The sequence below is a fragment of the Massilia arenae genome (assembly GCF_008014745.1).
Classification (GTDB): Bacteria; Pseudomonadota; Gammaproteobacteria; order Burkholderiales; family Burkholderiaceae_D; genus Telluria; species Telluria arenae.
The window spans coordinates 1-22,956 of the sequence record NZ_VPFD01000020.1 but is presented as its reverse complement, the minus strand read 5'-3'; the positions used below and the strand labels follow the sequence as shown (position 1 = coordinate 22,956).

The window sequence follows — 22,956 nt, the reverse complement described above, 5'->3', positions numbered from 1 at the left end:
CGTCCACCCCACGAGCTGCCGCCAGGCGGGCGCGCGGTATGGCTTATTCCGAACGGTAGTTCGGCGCTTCCTTGGTGATCTGCACGTCGTGCACATGCGATTCGCGCATGCCGGCCGAGGTGATCTCGACGAACTCCGCCTTCTCGCGCAGCTCTTCGATGGTGGCGCAGCCGCAGTAGCCCATCGACTGGCGCACGCCGCCGATCAGCTGGAAGATGATCGCCAGCACGCTGCCCTTGTAGGCGACACGGCCTTCGATGCCTTCCGGGACGAACTTGTCGGCCTTGCTCGAGGCTTCCTGGAAGTAGCGGTCGGCCGAACCGTCGGCCATCGCGCCCAGGCTGCCCATGCCGCGGTAGGATTTGTAGCTGCGGCCCTGGTACAGGATCACTTCGCCTGGTGCTTCTTCAGTACCGGCGAACATCGAACCCATCATAACCGTGTGGGCGCCGGCTGCCAGCGCTTTCGAGATGTCGCCCGAGAAGCGGATGCCGCCGTCGGCGATGCATGGCACGCCGGTGCCTTCCAATGCCTTAGCCACATTGGAGATCGCGGTGATCTGCGGCACGCCGACGCCGGCGACGATACGGGTGGTGCAGATCGAGCCGGGGCCGATGCCGACCTTGACCGCATCGGCGCCCGCCTCCACCAGCGCCAGTGCGGCGGCGGCGGTGGCGATGTTGCCGCCGATGACGTCCACGTGCGGGAAGCGCTCCTTGATCCATTTCACGCGGTCCAGGATGCCCTGCGAGTGACCGTGGGCGGTGTCGACCACCAGCACGTCCACGCCGGCGGCGACCAGCAGTTCGATGCGCTCCTCGTCGCGCGGGCCCACGCCGGTGGCGGCGCCGACCAGCAGCTTGCCCTGCGAATCCTTCGACGCCAGCGGGTGCTCGTGCGACTTCTGGATGTCCTTCACCGTAATCAGGCCGCGCAGCTCGAAGTCGTCGTTGACCACCAGCACGCGCTCCAGGCGGTGCTTGTTCATCAGACGCTTGGCTTCAGCCGTGTCCGCGTCGTCCTTCACGGTCACCAGCTTGTCGCGCGGCGTCATCTTGGCGCGCGCCTCGGCCTCCAGGTCTTCCTCGAAACGCAGGTCGCGGTTGGTGATGATGCCCACCACCTGGCTGCCCTCGACCACCGGGAAGCCGCTGATGCCGTGCTGCTGCGAGAGCGCCAGCACTTCACGGATCTTCATGGTCGGCGGGATCGTGATCGGATCGCGCAGCACGCCGGCTTCGAAACGCTTCACCCGCGCCACTTCGCGCGCCTGGTCGGCCGGACGCAGGTTCTTGTGGATGATGCCGATGCCGCCCTCTTGCGCCATCGCGATCGCGAGATTCGCTTCGGTCACGGTGTCCATCGCCGCCGACAGCAGCGGAATGTTCAGCGAAATATTACGCGTCAGCTTGGTGCGCAGCGAAGTTGCAGCCGGAAGAATGTTGGAGTAAGCGGGGACGAGCAGCACGTCATCGAAGGTGAGTGCTTTTTGGAGGAGACGCATAGTATTTCCTATAGGCGCAAAAGCAAATTATACAGAAACTCTCAATTTCCGTCGCCGGGGAGGCCAAAATTTCTTTTGCTCGGTGCGCCAGGCAATTGACAGCCGAGCCAGGACATGGCGAAATCGACGCGATCATTCGGGAACCATTTCATGCCTCTTTTTTCCAGACACGCCCTCGGCGCCCTGCTCTTGCTCGCCGCCACCGCCGCCCACGCCCAGTACCTCTGGATCGGCCCCAACGGCACGCGCCAATATTCCGACCGCCCGCCACCGCCGGGCACGCCAGCCGGCAAGATCCTCAAGGCGCCCGGCCGCCCCGCAATGGAACCGGCGACCTCTTCGGAGACCAGCGCCGAGCCTGCCGCCGGGAGCCAGGACGCCGCCAGCCCGCCCACCCTGGCCGAGCAGGAAGCCGCCTTCCGCGAACGCAGCAAGGCGCGCGCGGAGCAGGAGCGGAAGAATCAGGAAGACGCCGAGCGCAGCAAGCGCCTGGCCGAGCATTGCGCCGCGGCCCGCGAGACGCAGGCCAGCCTGAGCTCGGGCATCCGCGTCGCGCGGATCGGCCCCGATGGCGAAAAAACCTATATGAGCGACGAAGAAAAGGCCGCGCGCAGCGAACAGGTCAGGCGCGCACTGCAGGAGTGCCGCTGATCCGCTACGCGGCCGGCGCGCTCACGGGCTCGGACGCGGCCTCCACGCGGTTGCGCCCGCCGGCCTTGGCCGCATACAGGGCCGTATCGGCGCGCGCCATCAGGCTCGCGATGCCTTCGCCCGGCTGCAGCATGGCCATGCCGATGCTGACCGTATAGGACACGCCGGCCGCGCCCACTTCCGCCTGCGGCGCGCGTTCGAGCGCGGCGCGCAGGCGCTGGGCCACTGCCAGGACCGTGCCGTCATCGGCGTCGGGCAGCAGCACCGCGAACTCTTCGCCGCCCAGGCGCGCGCAGTAGTCGATCTTGCGGATCACTTGCTGGGTGCGCTCGACGAGGTCGCGCAGCACCTGGTCGCCCACGCCGTGGCCATGGGTGTCGTTGATGCGCTTGAAGTGGTCGGCATCCACCAGCAGCAAGCCGAGACCGCTGCCGCGGCGTTCGGCCCGCGCCAGCTCGCGCTCGGCGAAAGCGAAGAATGCACGGCGCGAAGCGGCCCCGGTCAGGTGATCGTGGTCGGCGGCGTGCGTGCTGGCGGCGATCAGGCGCGCATTGGCCATCATCACGGCGCCCAGGGTCAGCGCCGGTAGCGCCAGGGTGCCGATCGCGAAGAACACCAGGTTATAGGTGCTCGCCTCGAGCAGCGAATAAGGCTGGTAGGCATCGATGGCGTAGAAGGTTCCGCGCCAGGCGTGGCCGACGCCCAGCACCAGGGCGGCGCAGCGGGTGAAGGTGAACGAATAGCGCAGGCTTGGCTCCACCTTCCCGCGCAGGGTGGTGCCGATCGCGAAACAGACGGCGCCATGGTAGAGCGACATCGCCACGATGCGCAGCGGCGCCGATTCGACCGCATGGTGGAAGAAGACGAGCGCCGACATCGCGGCCAGGGCGGCGCCAGCCAGCCAGCGCCACGGGACGGAGCGTCCCAGGAAGCGCCGAAAACCGACGTAACTCATTGTGATCGTGCCGAGGTAGAGCGCATTGGCCACCTCGATGGTCAGGAACTCGGGGACCGCTCCCCGCGCCGCGAACAACAGCAGGGCCGCCACCGCCAGCAGGTTCGCCCGCCGCCACTCGCGAATGCCCGCCACCTCGCTCTTGGCGAGCGAGGACAGGACCAGCAGCATGACCCCCGACAAGGCGGTGGTCACTAATATCAGACTCAGGGCATTCAACATCGGCACAGCAATAAGGCGGGTAGAAAGGCGGCAGGTGGGAACGTGGCCTCTGCCCCATCGGAGCCTTCATGATACCAAGAAACCCCGAGAAATCTATCCAATTATTGCAGTTGCGCAACAACTAAGGCAAGCACTCCGTGCGCGGGTACTAGACGCCGTCGGCCGCCGGGTCCGTCGCGCTGCGCTCTTTCTTGGCCGCGCGCTTGCGGCGCGACTCCTTGGGATCGGCCACCAGCGGCCGGTAGATCTCGATGCGGTCGCGCTCGCGCAGCACGGTGTCGAGCGTTTTTTTCTTGGCATAGATGCCGACCGGCTGCGTCGTCAGGTTGATGTCGGGGAAGGCTTCCAGCACGCCGCTGCGCTCGATCGCCTCGCCGATCGTCGTGCCCGCCTCTACCTGCATCGGGTGCAGCCATTCGACCTGGTCGCTGGCATAGCACACCGAAATGTCCAGCAGCTCAGCCATACACCGCCTCGGCGCGCTTGCAGAACGAGTCGACCATGCTGTTGGCGATCATGCCGAACACGGGGCCGACGATCTGGGCCAGGATGACGCTCGAGAACTCGTACTGCATGTCGAAGTCGATCTTGCAGGCATCTTCACGCAGGGCCTTGAAACTCCACGTCGCCTCCAGCATCTTGAAAGGACCGTCGACCAGGTGCATCTTCATCTGGGTCGGGCGCTGGTTGTGGTTCGATGTCGTGAAGCTTTGCTTCACACCGTGGAAATTGATTTGCAGGCTGGCGACCAGCTTGTCGTCGGTCCGCTCGACGACCTTGACGCCTGCACACCAGGGCAGGAACTTGGGATAATCCTCGACCTTGGCAACCAGGTCGAACATCTGTTCTGCGCTATAGCCAAGGAAAACTGATTTGTGCACTACTGCCATTGGTCAACCGTTTGTTATGATGTTGGTCATTTACATGCGCCATTCGTTGGCGCAATGGCAGTAGTTTAACCGACACGCGAATTTTCGCCTTTTCATGAGCATCGCTGACAATAAAAAAGCCTTTTTTGACTACTTCATCGAAGACCGCTACGAAGCGGGTCTGGTGCTGGAGGGTTGGGAAGTAAAAGCCATCCGCGAAGGGCGGGTGCAGATCAAGGAAGCCTATGTGCTCGTGCGCAATAACGAGCTCTACCTGTTCGGCGCGCACGTCAGTGCGTTGACGACGACTTCCACCTTTAGCCACCCTGAGGCGCTGCGCTCGCGCAAGCTGCTGCTGCACCGGGCCGAGATCGACAAGCTCATCGGCAAGGTCGAGCGCGCCGGTTTCACGCTGGTGCCACTCAACCTGCACATGAAGAAAGGCCGCGTGAAGTGCGAGATCGGCCTGGCCAAGGGCAAGAAGCAGCACGACAAGCGCGCGACCGAGAAGGACCGCGACGCCAAGCGCGAAGTCAACCAGGCGATGAAGACCAACCGCCGCTGATCAATCGCGCCGTGCCGGCGCCGACAGGTCCAGCACGCGCGCGCCGACGGCCGCGACCAGGTCCTGGTCGTGGGTCGAGAACAGGATCAGGCGCGTGTGCTCGTGCGCCCGGATCTGCGCGACCAGGAAGGCCCTTGCGGCGGCATCGATGCCGTTGCTCGGCTCATCCATCAGCACCACCGGCGCGCCTCCCATCAGGCCACTGGCCAGCATGAATTTCTTGCGCGTGCCGAGCGACATGTCGCGAAACGGCAGGCCGAGATAGACGTCGATCCCGAACCCGGCCAGCAGCTCCTGGTCCGGCCCAGCGCAGCCGCGCAAGGCCTGCACCATGCGCAGGAACTCGTCCCCGGTCATGAAGTCGTAGGCGACCGATTCGTCCGGCACATAGGCGAGGCTGGCGCGCGCGGCGCGGCCCTGGCTGGCCAGATCGTGGCCGCAGACCGCCACCCTGCCCGCCTGCGGCGCCTCGATCCCGGCCAGCAGCGACAGCAGCGTCGACTTGCCGGCGCCGTTGCCGCCGACCAGGGCTACCGCGCCGGCGCCAAGCGCCAGGTCGAGTTTCTCGAACAGCACCCGGGCGCCGAAGCGCATGCCGAGTCCTTCGGCTGCCAGTAGGATGGTCATCTAACGTCCTTATATCAAGAGAAGGGCTGCGACCGTCAGCGCGACCTTCATCGGCACGCCATACCGGTGCCGCTGCAGGATCGGCGCGCCGAGCAGCGCGAGCAGCAGTAGCGAACAAGCGGCGCAGCGCAGTAGCCAGGGCGTCAGGTCCGGACTCCCGGCCGGCGCCAGTGCATGGGCCAGCCAGGCCAGGCCCGACAATGCCGCGCTCAGCCCCAGCACCACCAGCTGCTCGGCCGCCAGCGTCCGGGCCACGCCGAACGGCAGGCTGCGCAAAAAGGGTTGGAGCGGCTGGCGCGCCTGCCAGAACGCGTAATACAGGCCTGCCAGCCAGTACGCGCTGGCGCACCAGGCCAGCTTGATGAAGCCGGCGGCATCCTGCTGCTTGCCGACGCGATGGATCAGCCACCAGCACAGCGCGTGCACGAATACCGTCAAGCCAATCCGCGCCAGGGCCACGTGCAAGTGGGCGCGCCACAGGGAGCGGCCATGCAGCAGGAACAGGAACCAGAGGCCGGGGCCGCGCAACCTGCCGGTGACGCCGTGATCGACAGCCGTCGGCACGCGCGCCGCGGGCGCTCGCGCCAGGTCGAACGCCAGCAAGCCCAGCGAAATGAACAGCGGCCAGCCGCCCAGGGGCGGCGCCGACACCAGCAGCGCCAGCGCGGCCGCCAAGCGGACAAGCGACGCTCGCCCTGCCCCGAACACCGCGGCGCGGCCCGCCGCCATCGTCGCCAGCAGCATGACGCCGAAGCTGGCCCAGAACAGGATCGTTCCGGTGCCGGCCGCGAGCACCACCCAGGCCGCGATGGCGAACGGAATGGCGAACCACTGCAGCGCAACGAGCAGCAGCGCCAGGTCGAGCATGGGCGCGAGACGGTGTCCATGGCTGCCGCTGCGGGCGAACACGGCAAACGCCGCGCCGCGCACGAAAGCGCGGTGCACGCGCGCCCACAGGACCACCACCATCAGCCACCCGGCGACGTGGGCCAGGCTGGCGCCCAGGTCGAGCGGATCGCGCCAGAAGTGCAGGATCGGCGCCGCCAGCACGGACGGCTGCTCGATCAATACCAGGGAAAGGAAGGCGCCGAAAATGGCGATCGCGTGGCCGTAGCGCCGATACAGCGCCTGCGACTGTTCGCGCAGATAGCGCCGGCGCAGCGCGAACAGGGCGAGGAAGGGTGTCCCAACGCTCGCCAGCACGGATCAGGCGCCCGATACGGCAGGCGCGGCGGCGGTACGCACCGACAGGCGCCAGGCGCCAAAGCTCAGTAGCAGGCCGCCCGCCACGCCCAGCGCCAGTTTCAGGGCACTGTCGAACAGCAGCGGCGCCACCAGGCCCGACACCAGCGCGAACGACATCATCTGGATGAAGCCGACCATCGACGAGGCCAGGCCGCGGTTGCTCGGGAACAGGCCCATCGCGGTCAGCTGCACCGCCGGCATCGCCACCGCCAGGCCGAAGGTGTACACGAACAGCGGCAGCACCGACCATGGCACGCTGGCCGGGAACAGCCCGTGATAACCGACGTTGAGCACCACGCCCAGCGTCATCACGGCGTAGCCGGTCCACATCATGCCGCGCGGGGTCGAGCTGTGGGCGCGCTTGCCGCCCCAGGCCGAGCCCACCACCATGCCGCCCACCAGCGGGATGAACATCCACGCGAACGCCGTCTCGGGCAGGCCCAGGATCTCCATCACGAAGTTCGAGGCCGAGCCGATGTAGAGCGACAGGCCGCTGAAAGCCAGGCCCACCGACAGCGCCAGGAACACGAATTGCGGGTTGCGCAGCACCATCAGGTAGTTGCGGCCGATGGTGCCGGGGTGGAAGGCCTGGCGCTTCTCGACCGGCAGGCTTTCCGGCAGCAGCTTCATGACCATCAGGATCATCGCCGCGCCGAACACGGCCAGGAACACGAAGGACGAGCGCCAGCCGAAGGTCACGTGCAGCCAGCCGCCCAGGATCGGGGCGATGGCCGGCGCCAGGCCGAACACCATCATGATGTGCGACATCATGCGCTGGGCTTGCGCGCCCGAAAAACGGTCCTGCACGATGGCCTGGCCGATCACCGAGCCGGCGCCGGCCGACAGGCCCTGCAGCGCGCGGAACACCAGCAGCCAGCCGAAGCTCGGCGCCCAGGCCGCGCCGATCGAGGCCAGCGTGTAGACCGACAGCGCAGCCAGGATCACGGGGCGACGGCCGAAGGAATCCGACAGGGTGCCGTAGAACAGCATCATGAAGGCGAACGTGAACAGGAACACGCTCAGGGTCTGCTGCACGGCCACCGGGCCGACCCCGAATTCGACGCCAATGGCCGGCATCGACGGCAGATAGGTGTCGATGGCCAGGGCGCCGATCATGCCGAGGCAGGCGAGGATGACGGTGAGGAGCTTTTGCATGTACTGCACTTTCGGGATCATTGCCAACACCGCAGGATGCGCCATTGGGGGGCGCGATTGTACGCTATTTCGATCCCGCCAATCTTCACCGATCCTCACGCAGCGACATGCCGAAGCGGTCCAGGCGCGGCATCCAGTTCTCCTGGTAGGCGGCCGACACCAGGATCCGTTCGGCGCGGCCGATCAGCTTCTCGCGCGGCACCAGGCCGATAACGCGCGAATCAGCGCTGTCGTTGCGGTTGTCGCCCAACATCAGGTACTGGCCGGCCGGGATGCGCTGCGGCGCGAAGCTGCGCGGCGCCGGCACGCCCAGCAAGACCTGGATGCGCTGGCGCGTGCCGGCCACCTGCTCTTCCATGCGGATCGCGCCGACCTCGATGCCGCGGCTGCGCTCACGCGCCTCGCCCAGCACCGCGTAACTGGCGCCTTCGCCATTGACGAACAGGCGGTCGTTGCGCATTTCGACCAGGTCGCCCGGCACCGCCAGCACGCGCTTGATCAGGCGCATGTCGTCGTCCGGCGAATGGAACACGACCATGTCGCCGCGCGCCGGCTCGCCCAGGTGCGCCACGCTGTGCTCAGTCAATGGTATCTTGAGGTCGAAGGCCATGCGGTTGATCAGCACCACGTCGCCCTCGAGCAGATTGGGGCGCATCGAGCCGCTCGGGATCGGGCTCCAGTCGGCCACCGCGCTGCGAAACACGCCGAACAACAGCAGGAACATCAGGAAGCCCTTGTTGGCGCGGACGAAGTTTTTCATGGACGACTCCTCGGTGAATGGAGCGCCAAGCATAGCCGCCGCCTTCGATAGGAGGCTTAGCAGTTCATTAAGGAAATGGCGGCAGCGGCGGGGACGAGTGTCACCGGGCTGTCATATTTGACATCTACACTGCCTGCGGGACGACTACGACCGCAGAATATGGATATGAAGAAAAAGGCCATCGAGGCTGAGCTCAAACAATTTTCCGACGGCGGCGCCTATCTGAACCGCGAACTGTCGCTGCTCGAATTCAACCGCCGCGTGCTGGCCCAGGCCGAAGACCCGTCGGTGCCCCTGCTCGAACGCCTGCGCTTTCTGTGCATCGTGGCCAGCAACCTGGATGAATTCTTCGAAGTGCGGGTCGCCAGCCTGCTGGCACAGTACCAGCTCGACCGCGCCAGCGGCGCCCTGCCCGATGGCCTCACGGCCAGCCTGGAACGCGCCAGCGCCGAATGCCGTCACCTGATCGCGCGCCAGTACAGCCTGTTCAACACCGAGATCCTGCCGCAGCTGTCCGAGCACGGCATCCACCTGCTGCACCGCAGCGAGCGCAACGCCGCCCAGCGCGCCTGGGTCAAGCAATACTTCGACCGCGAAGTGCGCCCGCTGCTCACGCCGATCGGGCTCGACCCGGCCCACCCCTTCCCGCGCGTGATCAACAAAAGCCTGAACTTCATCGTGGAACTCGCCGGCAAGGATGCGTTCGGGCGCGGATCGGGCATCGCCATCATGAAGGCGCCGCGCGTGCTGCCGCGCGTGATCCGGCTGCCGGACGAGCTGTCGGACAAGAAAGGCGCCTCCTACTGCTTGCTGTCGTCGGTGATCCAGGCCCATATGGCCGACCTGTTCACCGGGCGCGAAGTGGTCTCTTACTCGCAGTTCCGCGTCACCCGCAACAGCGACCTGTGGGTCGACGAGGAAGAAGTCAAGAACCTGCGCCAGGCGCTGCAGAGCGAACTGCATGGCCGCCAGTACGGCTTCGCCGTACGACTCGAGGTAGGCCGCTCCTGCCCCGAGCACCTGTCGAACTTCTTGCTCAACCAGTTCCAGATCGACCGCAGCCGCCTGTTCAAGGTCGACGGCCCGGTCAACCTGGGCCGCCTGCTGGAGATCGTCAACGCCAACGACCAGGCCGAGCTGAAATTCCCGCCGTTCGTCCCCGGCTATGCCGGCAAGCTGTCCGGCCCCGACCTGTTCGCCACGCTGCGCAAGCACGACGCGCTGCTGCACCACCCGTTCGAGTCGTTCCAGCCGGTGATCAACTTCATCGCCTGCGCGGCGGCCGATCCGAACGTGGTGGCGATCAAGCAGACCATCTACCGCGCCGGCAGCAATTCGGAACTGGTCGAGGCCCTGATCGAGGCCGCGCGGCGCGGCAAGGAAGTGACCGTCATCGTCGAGCTGATGGCGCGCTTCGACGAGGAGGCCAACATCAACTGGGCCGAGAAGCTCGAACAGGCCGGGGCCCAGGTGGTGTATGGCGTGGTCGGCCTCAAGACGCATGCCAAGATGGCCCTGGTGCTGCGCCGCGAGCCCAGTGGACTGCGCCGCTACGCCCACCTCGGCACCGGCAACTACAACCCGACGACGGCCAAGTTCTACACCGATATGGGGCTCTTGACGGCCGACCCGGACCTGACCTCGGACGTCAACGAAGTCTTCATCCACCTCACCAGTATGACCCGGCCCAAGCAGCTGTCGAGCATCTGGCTGGCGCCGTTCTCGCTGCAGAAGGAAGTCGTGCGCGCGATCCGCCAGGAAGCCGACATCGCGCGCCACGGCCGGCCGGGCCGCATCATCGCCAAGATGAACTCCCTCACCGACGAGTCGGTGATCAAGGCGCTGTACGAGGCCTCGAATGCCGGGGTCAAGATCGACCTCATCATCCGCGGCGCCTGTGCGCTGCGACCGGGCGTGGACGGCCTGTCCGAGAACATCAAGGTGCGCTCGATCGTCGGCCGCTTTTTGGAGCACACCCGCATCTTCTATTTCCGCAACGACCTGAAGCACGACGTGGTGCTCAGCAGCGCCGACTGGATGAACCGCAACCTGTTCCGCCGGGTCGAAGTGGCATTCCCGATCCGCTCGACCGCGCTCAAGCGGCGCGTAATGCGCGAAGGCCTGCAGCCCTACCTGAAAGACAACGTCAATGCCTGGGAGCTGGCGCCGGACGGCCGCTACCGCCGCCGCAAGGCGCGCGGCAAGCAGGGGCAGTACAGCGCACAACAGGTGCTGATGGAGCTGCTGGGCGCCGCCAACCTCAATAACGATACCGACGACAAGGAAAACGACAATGGAACTGATCCTGTGGCGCCACGCTGAGGCCGAGCCGGGAGAGCCGGACGCCTCACGCGAACTGACGCCCAAGGGCCAACGCCACGCCGCGCGCATGGGCGCCTGGCTGGACCGCAAGCTGCCGCCGGCCTGCCGCATCCTGGTGAGCCCCGCCACGCGCTGCATCCAGACGGTGGAGGCGCTGGGACGGCGCTACGAGGTGGTGGAAGCGCTGAGCACCGAATCGAGCGCGGAAGCGATCATCGGAGCCTGCGGCTGGCCCGAGCACCGCCAGCCGGCGTTGATCGTCGGCCACCAGCCGCTGCTGGGCCAGGTGGCGTCGATGGTGCTGTGCGGGGACAAGCAGGATTGGCGCATCCGCAAGGCGGGCGTGTTCTGGATCGAACACAAGGAGGCAGATGGCGTTCCGTATATCCGGCTGGTGGCGGGGCCGGATGTGATCGGCAAATTGCGCTAAGGCTGAACGAAACCACGAACCTCTGCACGTCGTTCCCGCGAAGGCGGGAACCCAAGTGTGCTCGCGCCGAGGGTGTGTTTGATGCTGCCAACTACTCGAGAAACTTAGGTTCCCGCCTGCGCGGGAACGACGACTAAGCAGGCGCGCGTGGCCAGCATCGACCTCACTTCGCCTGGAACGCGATCCCCACGTCGTTCCAGCTGCACTCTTCCTTCTCGAACCAGGGCGCCAGCGTCGGATGCCGCGCCAGCAGTTCCGGCGGCAGGTCGATCTCGATCTTGCCCTTCATGCGCAGGCGCAGGCTGCCGATGTCGTTGTCGGCGCGCGCATGCATCAACACCACCGCCAGCCGCAGCGCCAGCACCGCCTTGGCCAGGTCGGGCTCGACCAGCGCTTCGCGGATCTTGCGCAGATTACCCTTCTGTCCCAGCACCAGGGTCGCCAGCAGGCGCTGCTCGCGCGTCGTGAAGCCGCCCAGGTCGGCATGCTCGACGATATAGGCGCCGTGCTTGTGAGACCCGCTCATCGAGATGGCCAGGCCGATCTCGTGCAGCATGGCGCTCCAGGCCAGGTAGTGCGGCTGGCTGTCGGCCTGCGGCTGCAGGCGTTCGTACAGCAGGGTCGCAATACCGCAGGTGCGCAGGGCGCGCTGGGTGTCGACCCGGAAGCGCTGCATGCAGGAGCGGATCGCGGCGTCGCGCCGGTCGCGCCGGTTGGCGCGCAGCTCGAGGTCGGACAGCACGCCCAGGCGCAGCCCGGCATTGACCGCATGCAGGCGCTCGACCTTCAGCTCCTGCATGGCGCCGATGAGCACCGTCAGGCCGCCCACCATCACCGGCACCCGGTCGCGCTTGACGCCCTGCAGCGCGAAGGCGTCCACGTGGCCCAGCTCGATCAGGATGTCGCGCAAGGCGTGCAGGCTGGCCTGCGACACCGTGCCGTCGCCGATCGCATTGCGGCCGATGACTTCCGAAATGGCGCGCATGGTGCCGGACGAGCCATAGGCGGCGTCCCAGCCCTGGGCGTGGTAGAGCGAGGCGGCGTCCTCGAAGCGGGCGCGCGCCGCGGTGACGGCGGCATCGAAGGCGCGCGCGGTGATGCGGCCGTCCGGGAAATAGTTCCTGGCCTGAGGCTGGGTGCCGATGCCGAACGACTCGACCAGGTGGATCTCGGGGCCGGTGCCGGCGATGACCTCGGTCGAACCGCCGCCGATGTCGATCACCAGCCGCCGCTCGTCCTGGCGCTCGATGGCGCGCGTCACGCCCATATAGATCAGGCGGCCTTCTTCTTCGCCCGAGATGATCTCGATCGGATACCCGATCGCCGCCTCGAGCTGCGGCAGCAGCTGGTCGGCGTTCTTCGCCACGCGCATGGTATTGGTGGCGACCACGCGCACGGCGTCGAGGTGGTACTCGTCGAGGATCTTGCGGAAGTCGTGCAGGCAGGCGACCGCGCCGCGCATCGCCGCCTCGGTGAGCATGTTGTTGCTGTCGAGTCCCGCCGCCAGGCGGAGCGGGTCGCGCGCGGTGCGCACGATGTGCATGCGGGCGCCGAGCGGCTCGCCGATGTGCAGGCGAAAGCTGTTGGACCCGAGGTCGACGGCTGCAAACATGAGGTCCTTTCGAAAATGGACGAATCCCGCGGCCAGCTCATGCTGCGCGGGATCGATTAGACGCCAAGTATACAGCGTGGCACGGGCCGCCACCAACCCCGGCGCACGAAAAGTGTCCCGGGTGTTGCGCGGCGCGGCCCGTTCAGCGGTGCTGGCGGGCGGCCGGGCGGCGGCGCAGGCAGTACCAGGCGCCGACCAGGCAAGGAATGCCGAGCGTGACGGCGGACAGGGCGTCCCAGATGCCGTCGCCCAGCAGGGCCGAGATCAGGCCGATGGTGGTGAGGATGGCGAGCACGATCGGCACGCCCCAGATTTGCATGGGCGTTTTGCTCACGATGCGCCTCCTTCGCGCGCCAGCGCCGGCGCCTCAACGCCCCGGGGCGGCGCGTGCTTGTCCAGCGCCGCGGCCTTGGCCGTCGCGTTGGCGGTCTTGCCGCGCTTGACCCACAGGTACAGGCCCGTCACCAGGATCACGATGGTCGCGATGTCCAGCACCGCCCACAGGAATTTCATCCACTGGCCGCCGTAGTCGCCGAAGTGCAGCGGCTGCGACACCAGCAGCGCCTTCAGGTACCACGGCAGTTGCGGCGCGTCGGTCAGCTCGCCGGTATGGGCGTCGACCAGCACCGGCTGGTACATGCGCGAGCTGAACGGCTCGTCGCCGTTCATGAAGATGCCGTAGTGATGGGCGCTGCTGAAGTCGGTGCCCGGGAAGGCCACGAAGGCGACCCGCATGCCCGGCAGGCGTTCCTTGGCCTTCTCGATCGCGTCGTGCACCGAGGCGGTATGCGGCTGCGGCGCCTTGTCCTTGTACTGGGCCAGGATCTGGCCCAGCTCATTGTGCTGGTAATACTTGAGCATCAGGTCGGCCCAGGTATTGATCATGCCGGTGCCGCCGACCACGAACAGCCAGGTGAGCGTGACGATGCCCAGCAGGTTGTGCATGTCGAGCCATTTGAGGCGGCTGCTCTTTTCCTTGCGCACGGTGCCGAAATCGAGCTTGCGCATGAAGGGAGAGTACAGGACCGCGCCGCTGACGATGGCGACCAGCAGCAACAGGGCCATCAACCCCAAAAACAGCTTGCCGGCCAGGCCCATGAACAGGTCGACGTGCAGCGCCAGCATGGTCGACATGAACACGCCACCCTCGAAGGCCGGTTCGACGATCACCTTGGTGGTGCGCGCATCGACCGCGATCGGCTTGTAGTCATGGTCCTGCATATGGTCGGCCAGGGTCACGTGCCAGATCTCCGGCACGTCCGCCTCTTGCGAGATGAACATCGGCTTCTTGGTCGGGTACAGCTCCTTGGCCGAGGCGATCACGGCGTCGACGTTGCCCATCGGCGTGGGCTGCGACAGGGTCGGCGGCTCGACTTCGTTGCCCAGCAGGTGGCCGATCTCATGGTGATAGATGAGCGGCAGGCCGGTGAGGCACAGCAGCAGCATGAAGATGGTGCAGACCAGGCTGGACCATTTGTGAATCCAGCCCCAGCGGCGCAGGGAAACGGGTGACATGTTATTAGGTATGCATTATAGCTAGAGATACAGACCATGAATAATAATCGTTCTCATTTACATAAGCAAGTATCGGGCATAGAATGCGCGTTACTTTTAACGCATAAAAAGAGCAAGACACATGAACACGCTGCGCTTCACTTTGACGCCGGCCGCGCTGGCCGCCGCCCTCCTCGTTGCCACGACTGCGTCTTCCACGGCATTCGCCCAGCAAGCCGAACCGAAAGCCGACGAGAACATCGCGACCGTGGTCGTGACCGCCTCGGCCGACGCCTCGGCCCAGGGCCTGCCGGCCGCCTATGCCGGCGGCCAGGTGGCGCGTGGCGGCCGCCTGGGCCTCTTGGGCAACGTCGACATCATGGACACCCCGTTCAACAGCACCAACTACACCCATGCGCTGATCCAGGACCAGCAGGCGCGCAGCGTGGGCGACGTGGTGCAGAACGATCCGTCGGTGCGGGTGGCGCGCGGTTTCGGCAATTACCAGGAGCTGTACATGATCCGCGGCTTCGCGGTCGGCTCGGACGACACGGCCTATAACGGCCTGTACGGCCTGCTCCCGCGCCAGTTCGTGGCGACCGAGCTGATGGAACGGGTGGAGGTGCTGCGCGGCGCGCACAGCTTCATCAACGGCGCGGCGCCGGCCGGCGGCAGCATCGGCGGCTCGATCAACATCCTGCCCAAGCGCGCGCCGAACCAGGAACTGAGCGAAGTCACCGTCGGCGTCGAGACCGGCGGCCAGGGCTACGGCGCCATCGACCTGGGCCGCCGCTTCGGCGAGGAAGGCCGCGCCGGCGTGCGCGTCAACGTGGCGCACCGCAACGGCGACACCGCGGTCGACCGCGAGGAGCGCGAGCTCTCCGTGTATTCGATCGGCGTCGACTACCGCGGCCGCGGCTATCGCCTGTCGGCCGACGTCGGCGCGCAAGACCACCAGCTGACCAATGCGCGTCCGAGCGTGGACCTGGCTGCCGAGCTGCCGATGATCGCGGCGCCCGATTCGCGCCACAATTTCGCCCAGCCCTGGACCGTCTCGAACGAGCGCCACACCTTCGGCACGGTGCGCGCCGAGATCGACCTGGGCGAGAACGCGGTGGCCTGGGCCGCCGCCGGCCTGCGCAACGGCCAGGAATTCAACATCCTGGCCGGCATCGACGTCAACGCCGTCAATGGCGACGCCACCATGAGCCGCTTCGACAATATCCGCAAGGACCAGGTGCGCACCGGCGAAGTGGGCGTGCGCGGTGAGCTGCGCACCGGCGCCGTCAAGCACACGCTGAGCGCGTCGGCCTCGGGCTTCCACTCCAAGTCGCGCAATGCCTTCGGCATGAGCGACTTCGCGGGCTTCGCCTCGAACCTCTATACGCCGCGCGACGTGGCCCCGCCGCCACCCGACGCCTGGCCGTCCGGCGGCGACATGAATAACCCGCTGGTGACGGGCAAGTCCATCCTGTCGAGCCTTGCCATCGCGGACACCATGTCGTTCATGGACGACAAGGTGCTGGTCAACGTCGGCCTGCGCCACCAGCGCATCAAGGACTATGGCTACCGCAATGACACAGGCCTCGAAAGAGACGGCTACGAGGAAAGCGAGAACACGCCGTTCGCCGCAATCGTCTACAAGCTGCGCAAGGACGTGTCGGTGTATGCCAACTACAGCGAAGGCCTGCAGCGCGGCCCGGAGGCATCGGGCGTCGGCATCGTCAATTCGGGCACCAAGTTCGCCCCCTATGTCTCGCGCCAGCGCGAAGCGGGCGTCAAGTACGACAGCGGCCGCTACGGCCTGACCGCGGCCGTATTCACCACCAGCCAGCCGAGCGCCTATGTCGAGAACAATGTGTTCGGCGTGTACGGCGAACAGCGCAACCGCGGCGTCGAGCTGTCGGTCTTCGGCACCCCGGTGCGCGGCCTGAAAGTGCTGGGCGGCCTGACCCTGCTCGACGCCGAACAGCGCATCACCGAGGGCGGCAAGAACCAGGGCAAGGACGCGATCGGCGTGCCGCAGACGCAGCTGAACATCGGCGCCGACTGGGACGTGCCGGGCGTGGACGGCCTGTCGGTCAACGCGCGCACCGTGTACACCTCGAAGCAGTATGCCGACGGCGCCAACCTGCAGAAGCTGCCGTCGTGGACCCGCCTGGACCTGGGCGCGACCTATAACACCCGCTTTATGGACCGCGACCTGACCCTGCGCGCGCGCGTGGACAACGTCACGGACAAGAATTACTGGGCGTCGGCCGGCGGCTATCCGGGCGCGGGCTACCTGGTGCTGGCGGCGCCGCGCAGCGTGGTGGTGTCGGCGACGGTCGGTTTTTAAGTCGTAATCATTGCAGGCGCAGGTCGTCCTTCACGGCGGCCAGCGCCATCCTGTCGACCACCCCGGGCGCGATCAGCTTGAGCCAGCGCCCGATCCTCCCCTGCGCCGTCATCACGATCTCGCGCTCGCGATGTTCCATCGCCTTGACGATCAGGCGCGCGCATTCTTTGACCGGCATCGCCTTTTCTTCCTTGAGCGCGCTGGCTCCGGCCTCTTCTCCCCTGGCGTTGAAGCCGCGGTAGCGGATGCGCGTGGCCACCACACCCGGATAGGCCGTGGTCACGCTGACGCCCGCCTGCTTCAGCTCCACCCGCAGTGCTTCGAAGAAGCCGCTCATCGCGAACTTGGTGGCGCAATATGCGGTACGTCCCGGCACCCCGACCAGGCCCGCCAGCGACGACACGGCCACGATGGCGCCGCGGCTCGCCTTCAACTGCGGCAGCGCGGCCTGGGTGCACCACACGCTGCCCCACAGGTTCACGCGCATCAGCTCTTCGTACCACGCCAGGCTCTCGACCTCTTCGAACAGGGCGTGCGCCGAACGACCGGCATTGTTGACCAGGACGTCGATGCGCCCGAAGCGTTCGACCGCCTGTGCGATCAGGCGCTGGCAATCCTCCTGGCGGCCGGCGTCGAAGGCCACCGTGAGCGTGTCGGCGCCGAGCGCCTGGCACTGGCCGGCGACCAGGTCGAGCGGCCCCTGGTTGCGCGCGGCCAGCACGAGCTTGACACCGGCGCCGTGCCGGGCCGCCAGCTGGCGTGCCATCTCGGCGCCGATACCATCCGACCCTCCGGTGATGACGATGACCCGGCTCATTTTTGCGCCTTCACGATCTGCAGCGCGCTGGCGATCACGGTGCTCATATCGCCCAGGTTGGCCGGCACGATCAGGGTGTTGTTGGTCTTGGCAAGGTTCGCGAACGCGTCCACGTAGTGCTCGGCCACGCGCAGGCTGACCGCGTCCATGCCACCGGGCGACGCGATCGCCTCGCCCACCTGGCGCAGTGCCGCTGCGCTGGCGTCGGCCAGCGCCACGATGGCGGCCGCCTCGCCCTGGGCGCGGTTGATCTCGGCCTGCTTCTCGCCCTCGGAGCGCGCGATGGCCGCCTCGCGCTCGCCGCTGGCGATATTGATCTGCTCCTGGCGCCGGCCTTCCGAGGCCGCGATCAGGGCGCGCTTCTCGCGTTCGGCCGTGATCTGGGCCTGCATCGCCAGCAGGATCTCGGCGGGCGGCGTCAGGTCCTTGATCTCGTAGCGCAGCACCTTGACGCCCCAGTTGGCGGCCGACTCGTCGATCGCGTTCACGATATGGGTGTTGATCAGGTCGCGCTCTTCGAAGGTCTTGTCCAGCTCCATGCGGCCGATCACCGAGCGCAGGGTGGTCTGGGCCAGTTGCGTGATGGCCTGGATGTAGTTCGACGAACCGTAGGAGGCGCGCATGGCGTCGGTCACCTGGAAATACAGGATGCCGTCCACGTGTAGCTGGGTGTTGTCGCGCGTGATGCAGACCTGGGGCGGCACGTCGAGCGGGATCTCCTTCAGGCTGTGCTTGTAGGCGACGCGGTCGATGAAGGGCACCACGATGTTCAGGCCGGGGGCCAGGGTGGCGTGGTACTTGCCGAGGCGCTCGACCACCCAGGCGTTCTGCTGCGGCACCACGTTGATGGTCTTGAACACGAAGACCAGGGCGATGGCGAAGATCACGATCGCGACCACGCTGAAAGACAGTTCCATGTGCATCCCTTCCTGTTATGGGTTGTTCTTGTTCAGGCCTGGCGGCGGGCGACGATCAGGCGGTTGCCCTGGACTTCGACGATCTCGAAGTCGCCCGGTTCCGGTTCCAGGCCGGCGCGCAGCTCGACGTCCCACAGCGCGCCGCGGTACATCACGCGTGCGCGCCGCTCCTGCCACTGCGGCACGGTGACGCGCTGGCCGATGTCGAGGTTGATGCTGGGGTCGTTCGCGGCCTTGCCGCGTCCGGGCCGCGCATAGCGGGTGCGGCGCAGCACCATGGTGGCGCCGATGCCGACGAGCGCCGCCGCGAGCGTCTGCAGCGGGCCGCTGGCGCCGAGCCAGGCGACGGCGGCGCCGGACAGCAGCCCGATCGCGATCATCAAGAGGTAGAACGTGCCGATGAACAGCTCGGCCACGATCAGTACGCCGGCCCCAATCAGCCAGTACGTCCAGTCGGACATGTCAGGGTCTCCTTCTTGTCATGGAATGAAAAAACCCTCGCTACCCGGAGAGGGTAAGGAGGGTTCGCATGACCGCGCGGTGGGCTGCGGCGGTCAATCTTGAGGGCTTGGAAAGCGATCATTCCTGCCAGTGTAGCACCGGCGGCCCTCGATGGGGAATGTCGGGGATCAGCCCTTGGCCAGCTTCTGCCAGGTTTCGATCACCGAATCCGGGTTGAGCGACATCGACTCGATGCCCTCATCCACCAGCCACTGGGCGAAGTCCGGATTGTCCGACGGCCCCTGGCCGCAGATGCCGACGTACTTGCCCTGCTTGAGGCAGGCCTTGATCGCCAGCGACAGCATCGCCTTGACGGCCGGGTCGCGTTCGTCGAAGTCCTTGGCCAAGAGCTCCATGCCGGAGTCGCGGTCCAGGCCCAGGGTGAGCTGGGTCAGGTCGTTGGAGCCGATCGAGAAGCCGTCGAAGTACTCGAGGAACTGCTCGGCCAGGATGGCGTTGGACGGCACTTCGCACATCATGATCAGGCGAAGACCATTCTCGCCGCGCTTCAGGCCATTCTTGGCCAGCAGGTCGACGACCTTCTCGGCCTGGCCGAGGGTGCGTACGAACGGCACCATCAGCTCGACGTTGGTCAGGCCCATCTCGTTGCGCACGCGTTTCATGGCCGCGCATTCCATCGCGAACGACTCGGCGAAGTCCTCGGCCAGGTAGCGCGCGGCGCCGCGGAAGCCCAGCATCGGGTTTTCTTCGTCCGGCTCGTAGCGCGAACCGCCGATCAGCTTCTTGTACTCGTTCGACTTGAAGTCGGACAGGCGCACGATCACCGTCTTCGGCCAGAAAGCGGCGGCGATGGTGGCCACGCCTTCGACCAGCTTGTCGACGTAGAAGGCGCGCGGCGAGGCGTGGCCGCGGGCGACCGATTCCACCGCCTTTTTCAGGTCGGCGTCGATGTTCGGGTACTCGAGGATGGCCTTCGGGTGCACGCCGATATTGTTGTTGATGATGAACTCGAGACGGGCGAGGCCGACGCCGTTGTTGGGCACCGACTGGAAGTCGAACGCCAGTTGCGGGTTGCCGACGTTGAGCATGATCTTGGTCTTGATCGGCGGCAGTTCGCCGCGCGCGACCTCGGTGACCTCGGTTTCCAGCAGGCCGTCGTAGATCATGCCTTCGTCGCCTTCGGCGCAGGACACGGTGACCAGGGTGCCGTCCTTGAGCACGTCGGTCGCGTCGCCGCAGCCGACCACCGCCGGCACGCCCAGCTCACGCGCGATGATCGCCGCGTGGCAGGTACGGCCGCCGCGGTTGGTGACGATCGCGGCTGCGCGCTTCATGACCGGTTCCCAGTTCGGGTCAGTCATGTCGGCCACCAGCACGTCGCCCGGCTGCACGCGTTCCATCTCCGATGGGTCGGTGATGACGCGCACCGGGCCGGCGCCGATCTTCTGGCCGATCGCACGGCCGTGGGTCAGCACGGTGCCGCTGCCTTTCAGCTTGAAGCGCTGCTGGGCATCGGTCGATTTCTGCTGCGACTTCACGGTTTCAGGACGCGCCTGCAGGATGTACAGCTTGCCGTCGCGGCCATCCTTGCCCCACTCGATGTCCATCGGACGGCCGTAGTGATTCTCGATGATCATCGCGTACTTGGCCAGCTCGATGACTTCTTCTTCGACCAGCGAGTAGCGGTTGCGCAGCTCGATCGGCACGTCGACGGTCTTGACCGAGCGGCCGGCCTTGGCTTCGCTGGTGAACTCCATCTTGATCAGCTTGGAGCCGATATTGCGACGGATGACGGCCGACTTGCCCTGGGCCAGCATCGGCTTGTGGACGTAGAACTCGTCCGGATTCACCGCGCCCTGCACGACGGTCTCGCCCAGGCCGTAGCTCGAGGTGATGAACACCACGTCCTTGAAACCCGATTCGGTATCGATGGTGAACATCACGCCCGCGGCGCCGGTGTCGGAACGCACCATGCGCTGCACGCCGGCCGACAGCGCGACCTCGGCGTGGGTGAAGCCCTTGTGCACGCGGTAGGAGATCGCGCGGTCGTTGTAGAGCGAGGCGAAGACATGCTTCATCGCTTCGAGCACGTTGTCGATGCCGACCACGTTCAGGAACGATTCCTGCTGGCCGGCGAAGGACGCATCCGGCAGGTCTTCGGCGGTGGCCGAGGAGCGCACGGCGAACGAGACTTCGGTTTCCGAACCGGCGACCAGGCGCTCGTAGAACGAGCGGATGTCGCTTTCCAGGCGTGGCTGGAACGGGGTCTCGACGATCCAACCGCGGATCTCGGCGCCGGCGGCGGCCAGCGAGCGCACGTCGTCGACGTCCAGGTTCTCGAGGCGGGTCGCGATGCGCTGGCCCAGCGATGGGCCGCCATTCGCGCTGTGGTCGAGGAAGTCGCGGAAGGCGTCGGCGGTGGTGGCGAAGCCGGTCGGAACGCGCACGCCGGCGCCGGCCAGCTGGCTGATCATCTCGCCGAGCGAGGCGTTCTTGCCGCCGACCGACTCGACGTCGGTCATGCGCAAGTCCTCGAACGAGGCCACGTAGACGCGGTTGGCCGCGTCTGGCGTCAGTGCTGGAGTAGCTAGGTTAGTCATGATAAAACACCCTTACTTGATGATGGAAAGCTGTTGGCGCATCGGTGCCGGCAAGCGGGGGCGTCTTGACGTGTTCTTGTTATTCTGGCCCGCGTGCAGCACAATGCAAAACCCGTTGCCGAGCATTTTACCCCGCGACAGGGTGAAGTGCAGCGCACTTTTGATGTTACTTTGTCAGCAAAGCATACCGATTCCGCCATCATGACCGACGATTCCCTGCCTCCTCCAGTCACCGCTTCGCGCACCGTCTTCTTCGTTTCGGACGGCACCGGCATCACGGCAGAGACCTTCGGTCACGCCGTGTTGAGCCAGTTCGACCTGCGTTTCCGCCAGATCCGGCTGCCGTTCGTGGATTCGATCGAAAAGGCGCACGACGCTGCGCGCCGCATCAACGAAAGCTTCGCGCTGCACGGCCAGCGGCCGATCGTGTTCTCGACCCTGGTGAAGCACGACCTGTCGAGCGTGATCCGCTCGGCCAACGGCATGCACATGGACCTGTTCCAGACCTTCGTCGCGCCGCTCGAGCAAGAGCTCGACGTCAAGTCGACGCACACGATCGGGCGCATCCACAATGCAGTGGACACCGAGGAATACAAGAACCGCATCGAGGCGATCAATTTCTCGCTGGCGCACGACGATGGCCAATCGCACAAGAACCTGGCGGAAGCCGACGTGATCCTGGTCGGCGTCTCGCGCTCCGGCAAAACCCCGACGAGCCTGTACCTGGCGATGCAATACGGCCTGAAAGCCGCAAACTATCCGTTAATCCCCGACGACTTCGAACGCGGCAAGCTCCCGAGTTCCTTACCGCCATTCAAGGCCAAACTATTCGGCCTGACGATTACCCCCGAGCGCCTCTCGCAAATCCGCAACGAGCGCCGCGCCGGCAGCAAATACGCCTCCCTGGAAAACTGCCGCTACGAAGTCAACGAAGCCGAACACCTGATGCGCCGCGAAGGCATCCGCTGGCTCTCGTCGACGACAAAATCCATCGAAGAAATCGCCACCACCATCCTCCAGGAAATCAAACCCGACCGCCGCGAGTACTAACGCCCATTAGGGTCAGTGTCGAATTATCGAGAAAGCTTTCGGAGTGCCCATTAATCCTGCACAAGCCAGCCTCGACTTGCCTGAAAGTTCGTGCACATTAATTAGGGTCAGAGTCGAATTGTTTGACAACTTTGAGGAATTGCTCCGCAATTCTACTCTGACCCTAATTAATTTCCGCGGTTTGAGCACCGTCGGCCGAGCACTCTGGAAATAAGATTCCGCAGAGGACTACAATCCCCAACTGTTAGCGCTATATTACCCACAAATTAAATAGGGTCAGATACCGTCTTGGATTGCAAGATTTTTGTGAAGATAATTGGCGTCAAATGGCTTGCCGGTTCGAATGACGCCATAGATCAGG

21 protein-coding genes are annotated in these 22,956 nt (G+C 65.8%); 6 read left to right on the top strand and 15 right to left on the bottom strand.

The window, feature by feature from the left end; genetic code table 11:
* Positions 1–43 precede the first annotated feature (43 nt).
* The gene (gene guaB, locus FVD38_RS17935) at positions 44–1,504 is read right to left on the bottom strand and encodes an IMP dehydrogenase (RefSeq protein WP_147936081.1); all 1,461 of its coding nucleotides are present in this window, start codon (positions 1,502–1,504) and stop codon (positions 44–46) included.
* 150 nt (positions 1,505–1,654) lie between these two features.
* On the opposite strand from guaB, the gene FVD38_RS17930 reads away from it, so the two are divergent.
* Entirely contained in the window at positions 1,655–2,155 is a 501-nt protein-coding gene (locus FVD38_RS17930) for a DUF4124 domain-containing protein (protein ID WP_147936080.1), read from the top strand.
* A 4-nt stretch (positions 2,156–2,159) separates the two neighbouring features.
* Here the strand turns inward: FVD38_RS17930 and FVD38_RS17925 are convergent, their stop codons facing one another.
* The 3 genes from FVD38_RS17925 to FVD38_RS17915 all read right to left on the bottom strand — a co-directional run bounded on the left by FVD38_RS17925 (position 2,160) and on the right by FVD38_RS17915 (position 4,222).
* Positions 2,160–3,305, bottom strand: a complete 1,146-nt coding sequence (locus tag FVD38_RS17925; RefSeq protein WP_147936079.1) for a GGDEF domain-containing protein — start codon at positions 3,303–3,305, stop codon at positions 2,160–2,162.
* Positions 3,306–3,480: 175 nt separating this feature from the next.
* A complete protein-coding gene (locus FVD38_RS17920; protein ID WP_147936078.1) occupies positions 3,481–3,798 on the bottom strand; it encodes an RnfH family protein in 318 nt (105 codons plus the stop codon).
* On the bottom strand, positions 3,791–4,222 hold the full coding sequence (locus FVD38_RS17915) for a type II toxin-antitoxin system RatA family toxin (RefSeq protein WP_123072329.1): 432 nt from the start codon (positions 4,220–4,222) through the stop codon (positions 3,791–3,793). Before FVD38_RS17915 ends, FVD38_RS17920 begins: the two co-directional genes overlap by 8 nt.
* Positions 4,223–4,316: 94 nt before the next feature.
* On the opposite strand from FVD38_RS17915, the gene smpB reads away from it, so the two are divergent.
* Positions 4,317–4,766: an SsrA-binding protein SmpB gene (gene smpB / locus FVD38_RS17910; protein WP_123072330.1), complete on the top strand. Its 450-nt coding sequence runs from the start codon at positions 4,317–4,319 to the stop codon at positions 4,764–4,766.
* Here smpB and FVD38_RS17905 read toward each other — a convergent pair whose 3' ends face one another.
* From FVD38_RS17905 to lepB, 4 genes are all read right to left on the bottom strand, one after another.
* Positions 4,767–5,393, bottom strand: coding sequence for an ABC transporter ATP-binding protein (locus tag FVD38_RS17905; RefSeq protein ID WP_147936077.1), 627 nt, complete (start codon positions 5,391–5,393; stop codon positions 4,767–4,769).
* 9 nt (positions 5,394–5,402) lie between these two features.
* A complete protein-coding gene (locus tag FVD38_RS17900) occupies positions 5,403–6,596 on the bottom strand; it encodes a hypothetical protein (RefSeq protein WP_147936076.1) in 1,194 nt (397 codons plus the stop codon).
* Between the two features lie 3 nt (positions 6,597–6,599).
* A complete protein-coding gene (locus FVD38_RS17895) occupies positions 6,600–7,793 on the bottom strand; it encodes a multidrug effflux MFS transporter (RefSeq protein WP_147936075.1) in 1,194 nt (397 codons plus the stop codon).
* Positions 7,794–7,878: 85 nt separating this feature from the next.
* Positions 7,879–8,553, bottom strand: coding sequence for a signal peptidase I (gene lepB / locus FVD38_RS17890; protein ID WP_147936074.1), 675 nt, complete (start codon positions 8,551–8,553; stop codon positions 7,879–7,881).
* 159 nt (positions 8,554–8,712) lie between these two features.
* Here lepB and ppk1 point away from each other — a divergent pair, with 159 nt between their 5' ends.
* Together ppk1 and FVD38_RS17880 are read left to right on the top strand one after the other, a co-directional pair.
* Positions 8,713–10,875, top strand: a complete 2,163-nt coding sequence (ppk1, locus tag FVD38_RS17885; protein ID WP_147936073.1) for a polyphosphate kinase 1 — start codon at positions 8,713–8,715, stop codon at positions 10,873–10,875.
* Positions 10,847–11,305 (top strand): SixA phosphatase family protein, encoded by a 459-nt coding sequence (locus tag FVD38_RS17880; protein ID WP_147936072.1) that lies wholly within the window; start codon positions 10,847–10,849, stop codon positions 11,303–11,305. The genes ppk1 and FVD38_RS17880 overlap by 29 nt, the downstream gene beginning before the upstream one ends.
* A 163-nt stretch (positions 11,306–11,468) precedes the next feature.
* Here the strand turns inward: FVD38_RS17880 and FVD38_RS17875 are convergent, their stop codons facing one another.
* The 3 genes from FVD38_RS17875 to FVD38_RS17865 form a co-directional block, all read right to left on the bottom strand.
* The gene (locus FVD38_RS17875) at positions 11,469–12,917 is read right to left on the bottom strand and encodes a Ppx/GppA phosphatase family protein (RefSeq protein ID WP_147936071.1); all 1,449 of its coding nucleotides are present in this window, start codon (positions 12,915–12,917) and stop codon (positions 11,469–11,471) included.
* A gap of 142 nt (positions 12,918–13,059) precedes the next feature.
* A complete protein-coding gene (locus FVD38_RS17870; RefSeq protein ID WP_147936070.1) occupies positions 13,060–13,251 on the bottom strand; it encodes a hypothetical protein in 192 nt (63 codons plus the stop codon).
* Entirely contained in the window at positions 13,248–14,432 is a 1,185-nt protein-coding gene (locus FVD38_RS17865; protein ID WP_147936069.1) for a PepSY-associated TM helix domain-containing protein, read from the bottom strand. The genes FVD38_RS17870 and FVD38_RS17865 overlap by 4 nt, the downstream gene beginning before the upstream one ends.
* A 121-nt stretch (positions 14,433–14,553) precedes the next feature.
* On the opposite strand from FVD38_RS17865, the gene FVD38_RS17860 reads away from it, so the two are divergent.
* Entirely contained in the window at positions 14,554–16,749 is a 2,196-nt protein-coding gene (locus tag FVD38_RS17860; RefSeq protein WP_147936068.1) for a TonB-dependent receptor, read from the top strand.
* A 7-nt stretch (positions 16,750–16,756) separates the two neighbouring features.
* On the opposite strand, the gene FVD38_RS17855 is transcribed toward FVD38_RS17860, so the two are convergent.
* From FVD38_RS17855 to ppsA, 4 genes are all read right to left on the bottom strand, one after another.
* Entirely contained in the window at positions 16,757–17,566 is an 810-nt protein-coding gene (locus tag FVD38_RS17855; protein ID WP_147936067.1) for an SDR family oxidoreductase, read from the bottom strand.
* Positions 17,563–18,483 carry an SPFH domain-containing protein gene (locus FVD38_RS17850; protein ID WP_123071701.1) on the bottom strand — a complete coding sequence of 307 codons (921 nt, stop codon included), beginning with the start codon at positions 18,481–18,483 and terminating at the stop codon, positions 17,563–17,565. Before FVD38_RS17850 ends, FVD38_RS17855 begins: the two co-directional genes overlap by 4 nt.
* A 32-nt stretch (positions 18,484–18,515) precedes the next feature.
* The gene (locus FVD38_RS17845; protein WP_147936066.1) at positions 18,516–18,944 is read right to left on the bottom strand and encodes an NfeD family protein; all 429 of its coding nucleotides are present in this window, start codon (positions 18,942–18,944) and stop codon (positions 18,516–18,518) included.
* Between the two features lie 168 nt (positions 18,945–19,112).
* Entirely contained in the window at positions 19,113–21,545 is a 2,433-nt protein-coding gene (gene ppsA / locus FVD38_RS17840; protein WP_147936065.1) for a phosphoenolpyruvate synthase, read from the bottom strand.
* 201 nt (positions 21,546–21,746) lie between these two features.
* Between ppsA and ppsR the strand changes: the two genes are divergently transcribed.
* Positions 21,747–22,595, top strand: a complete 849-nt coding sequence (gene ppsR / locus FVD38_RS17835) for a posphoenolpyruvate synthetase regulatory kinase/phosphorylase PpsR (RefSeq protein WP_123071698.1) — start codon at positions 21,747–21,749, stop codon at positions 22,593–22,595.
* Positions 22,596–22,956 lie beyond the last annotated feature (361 nt).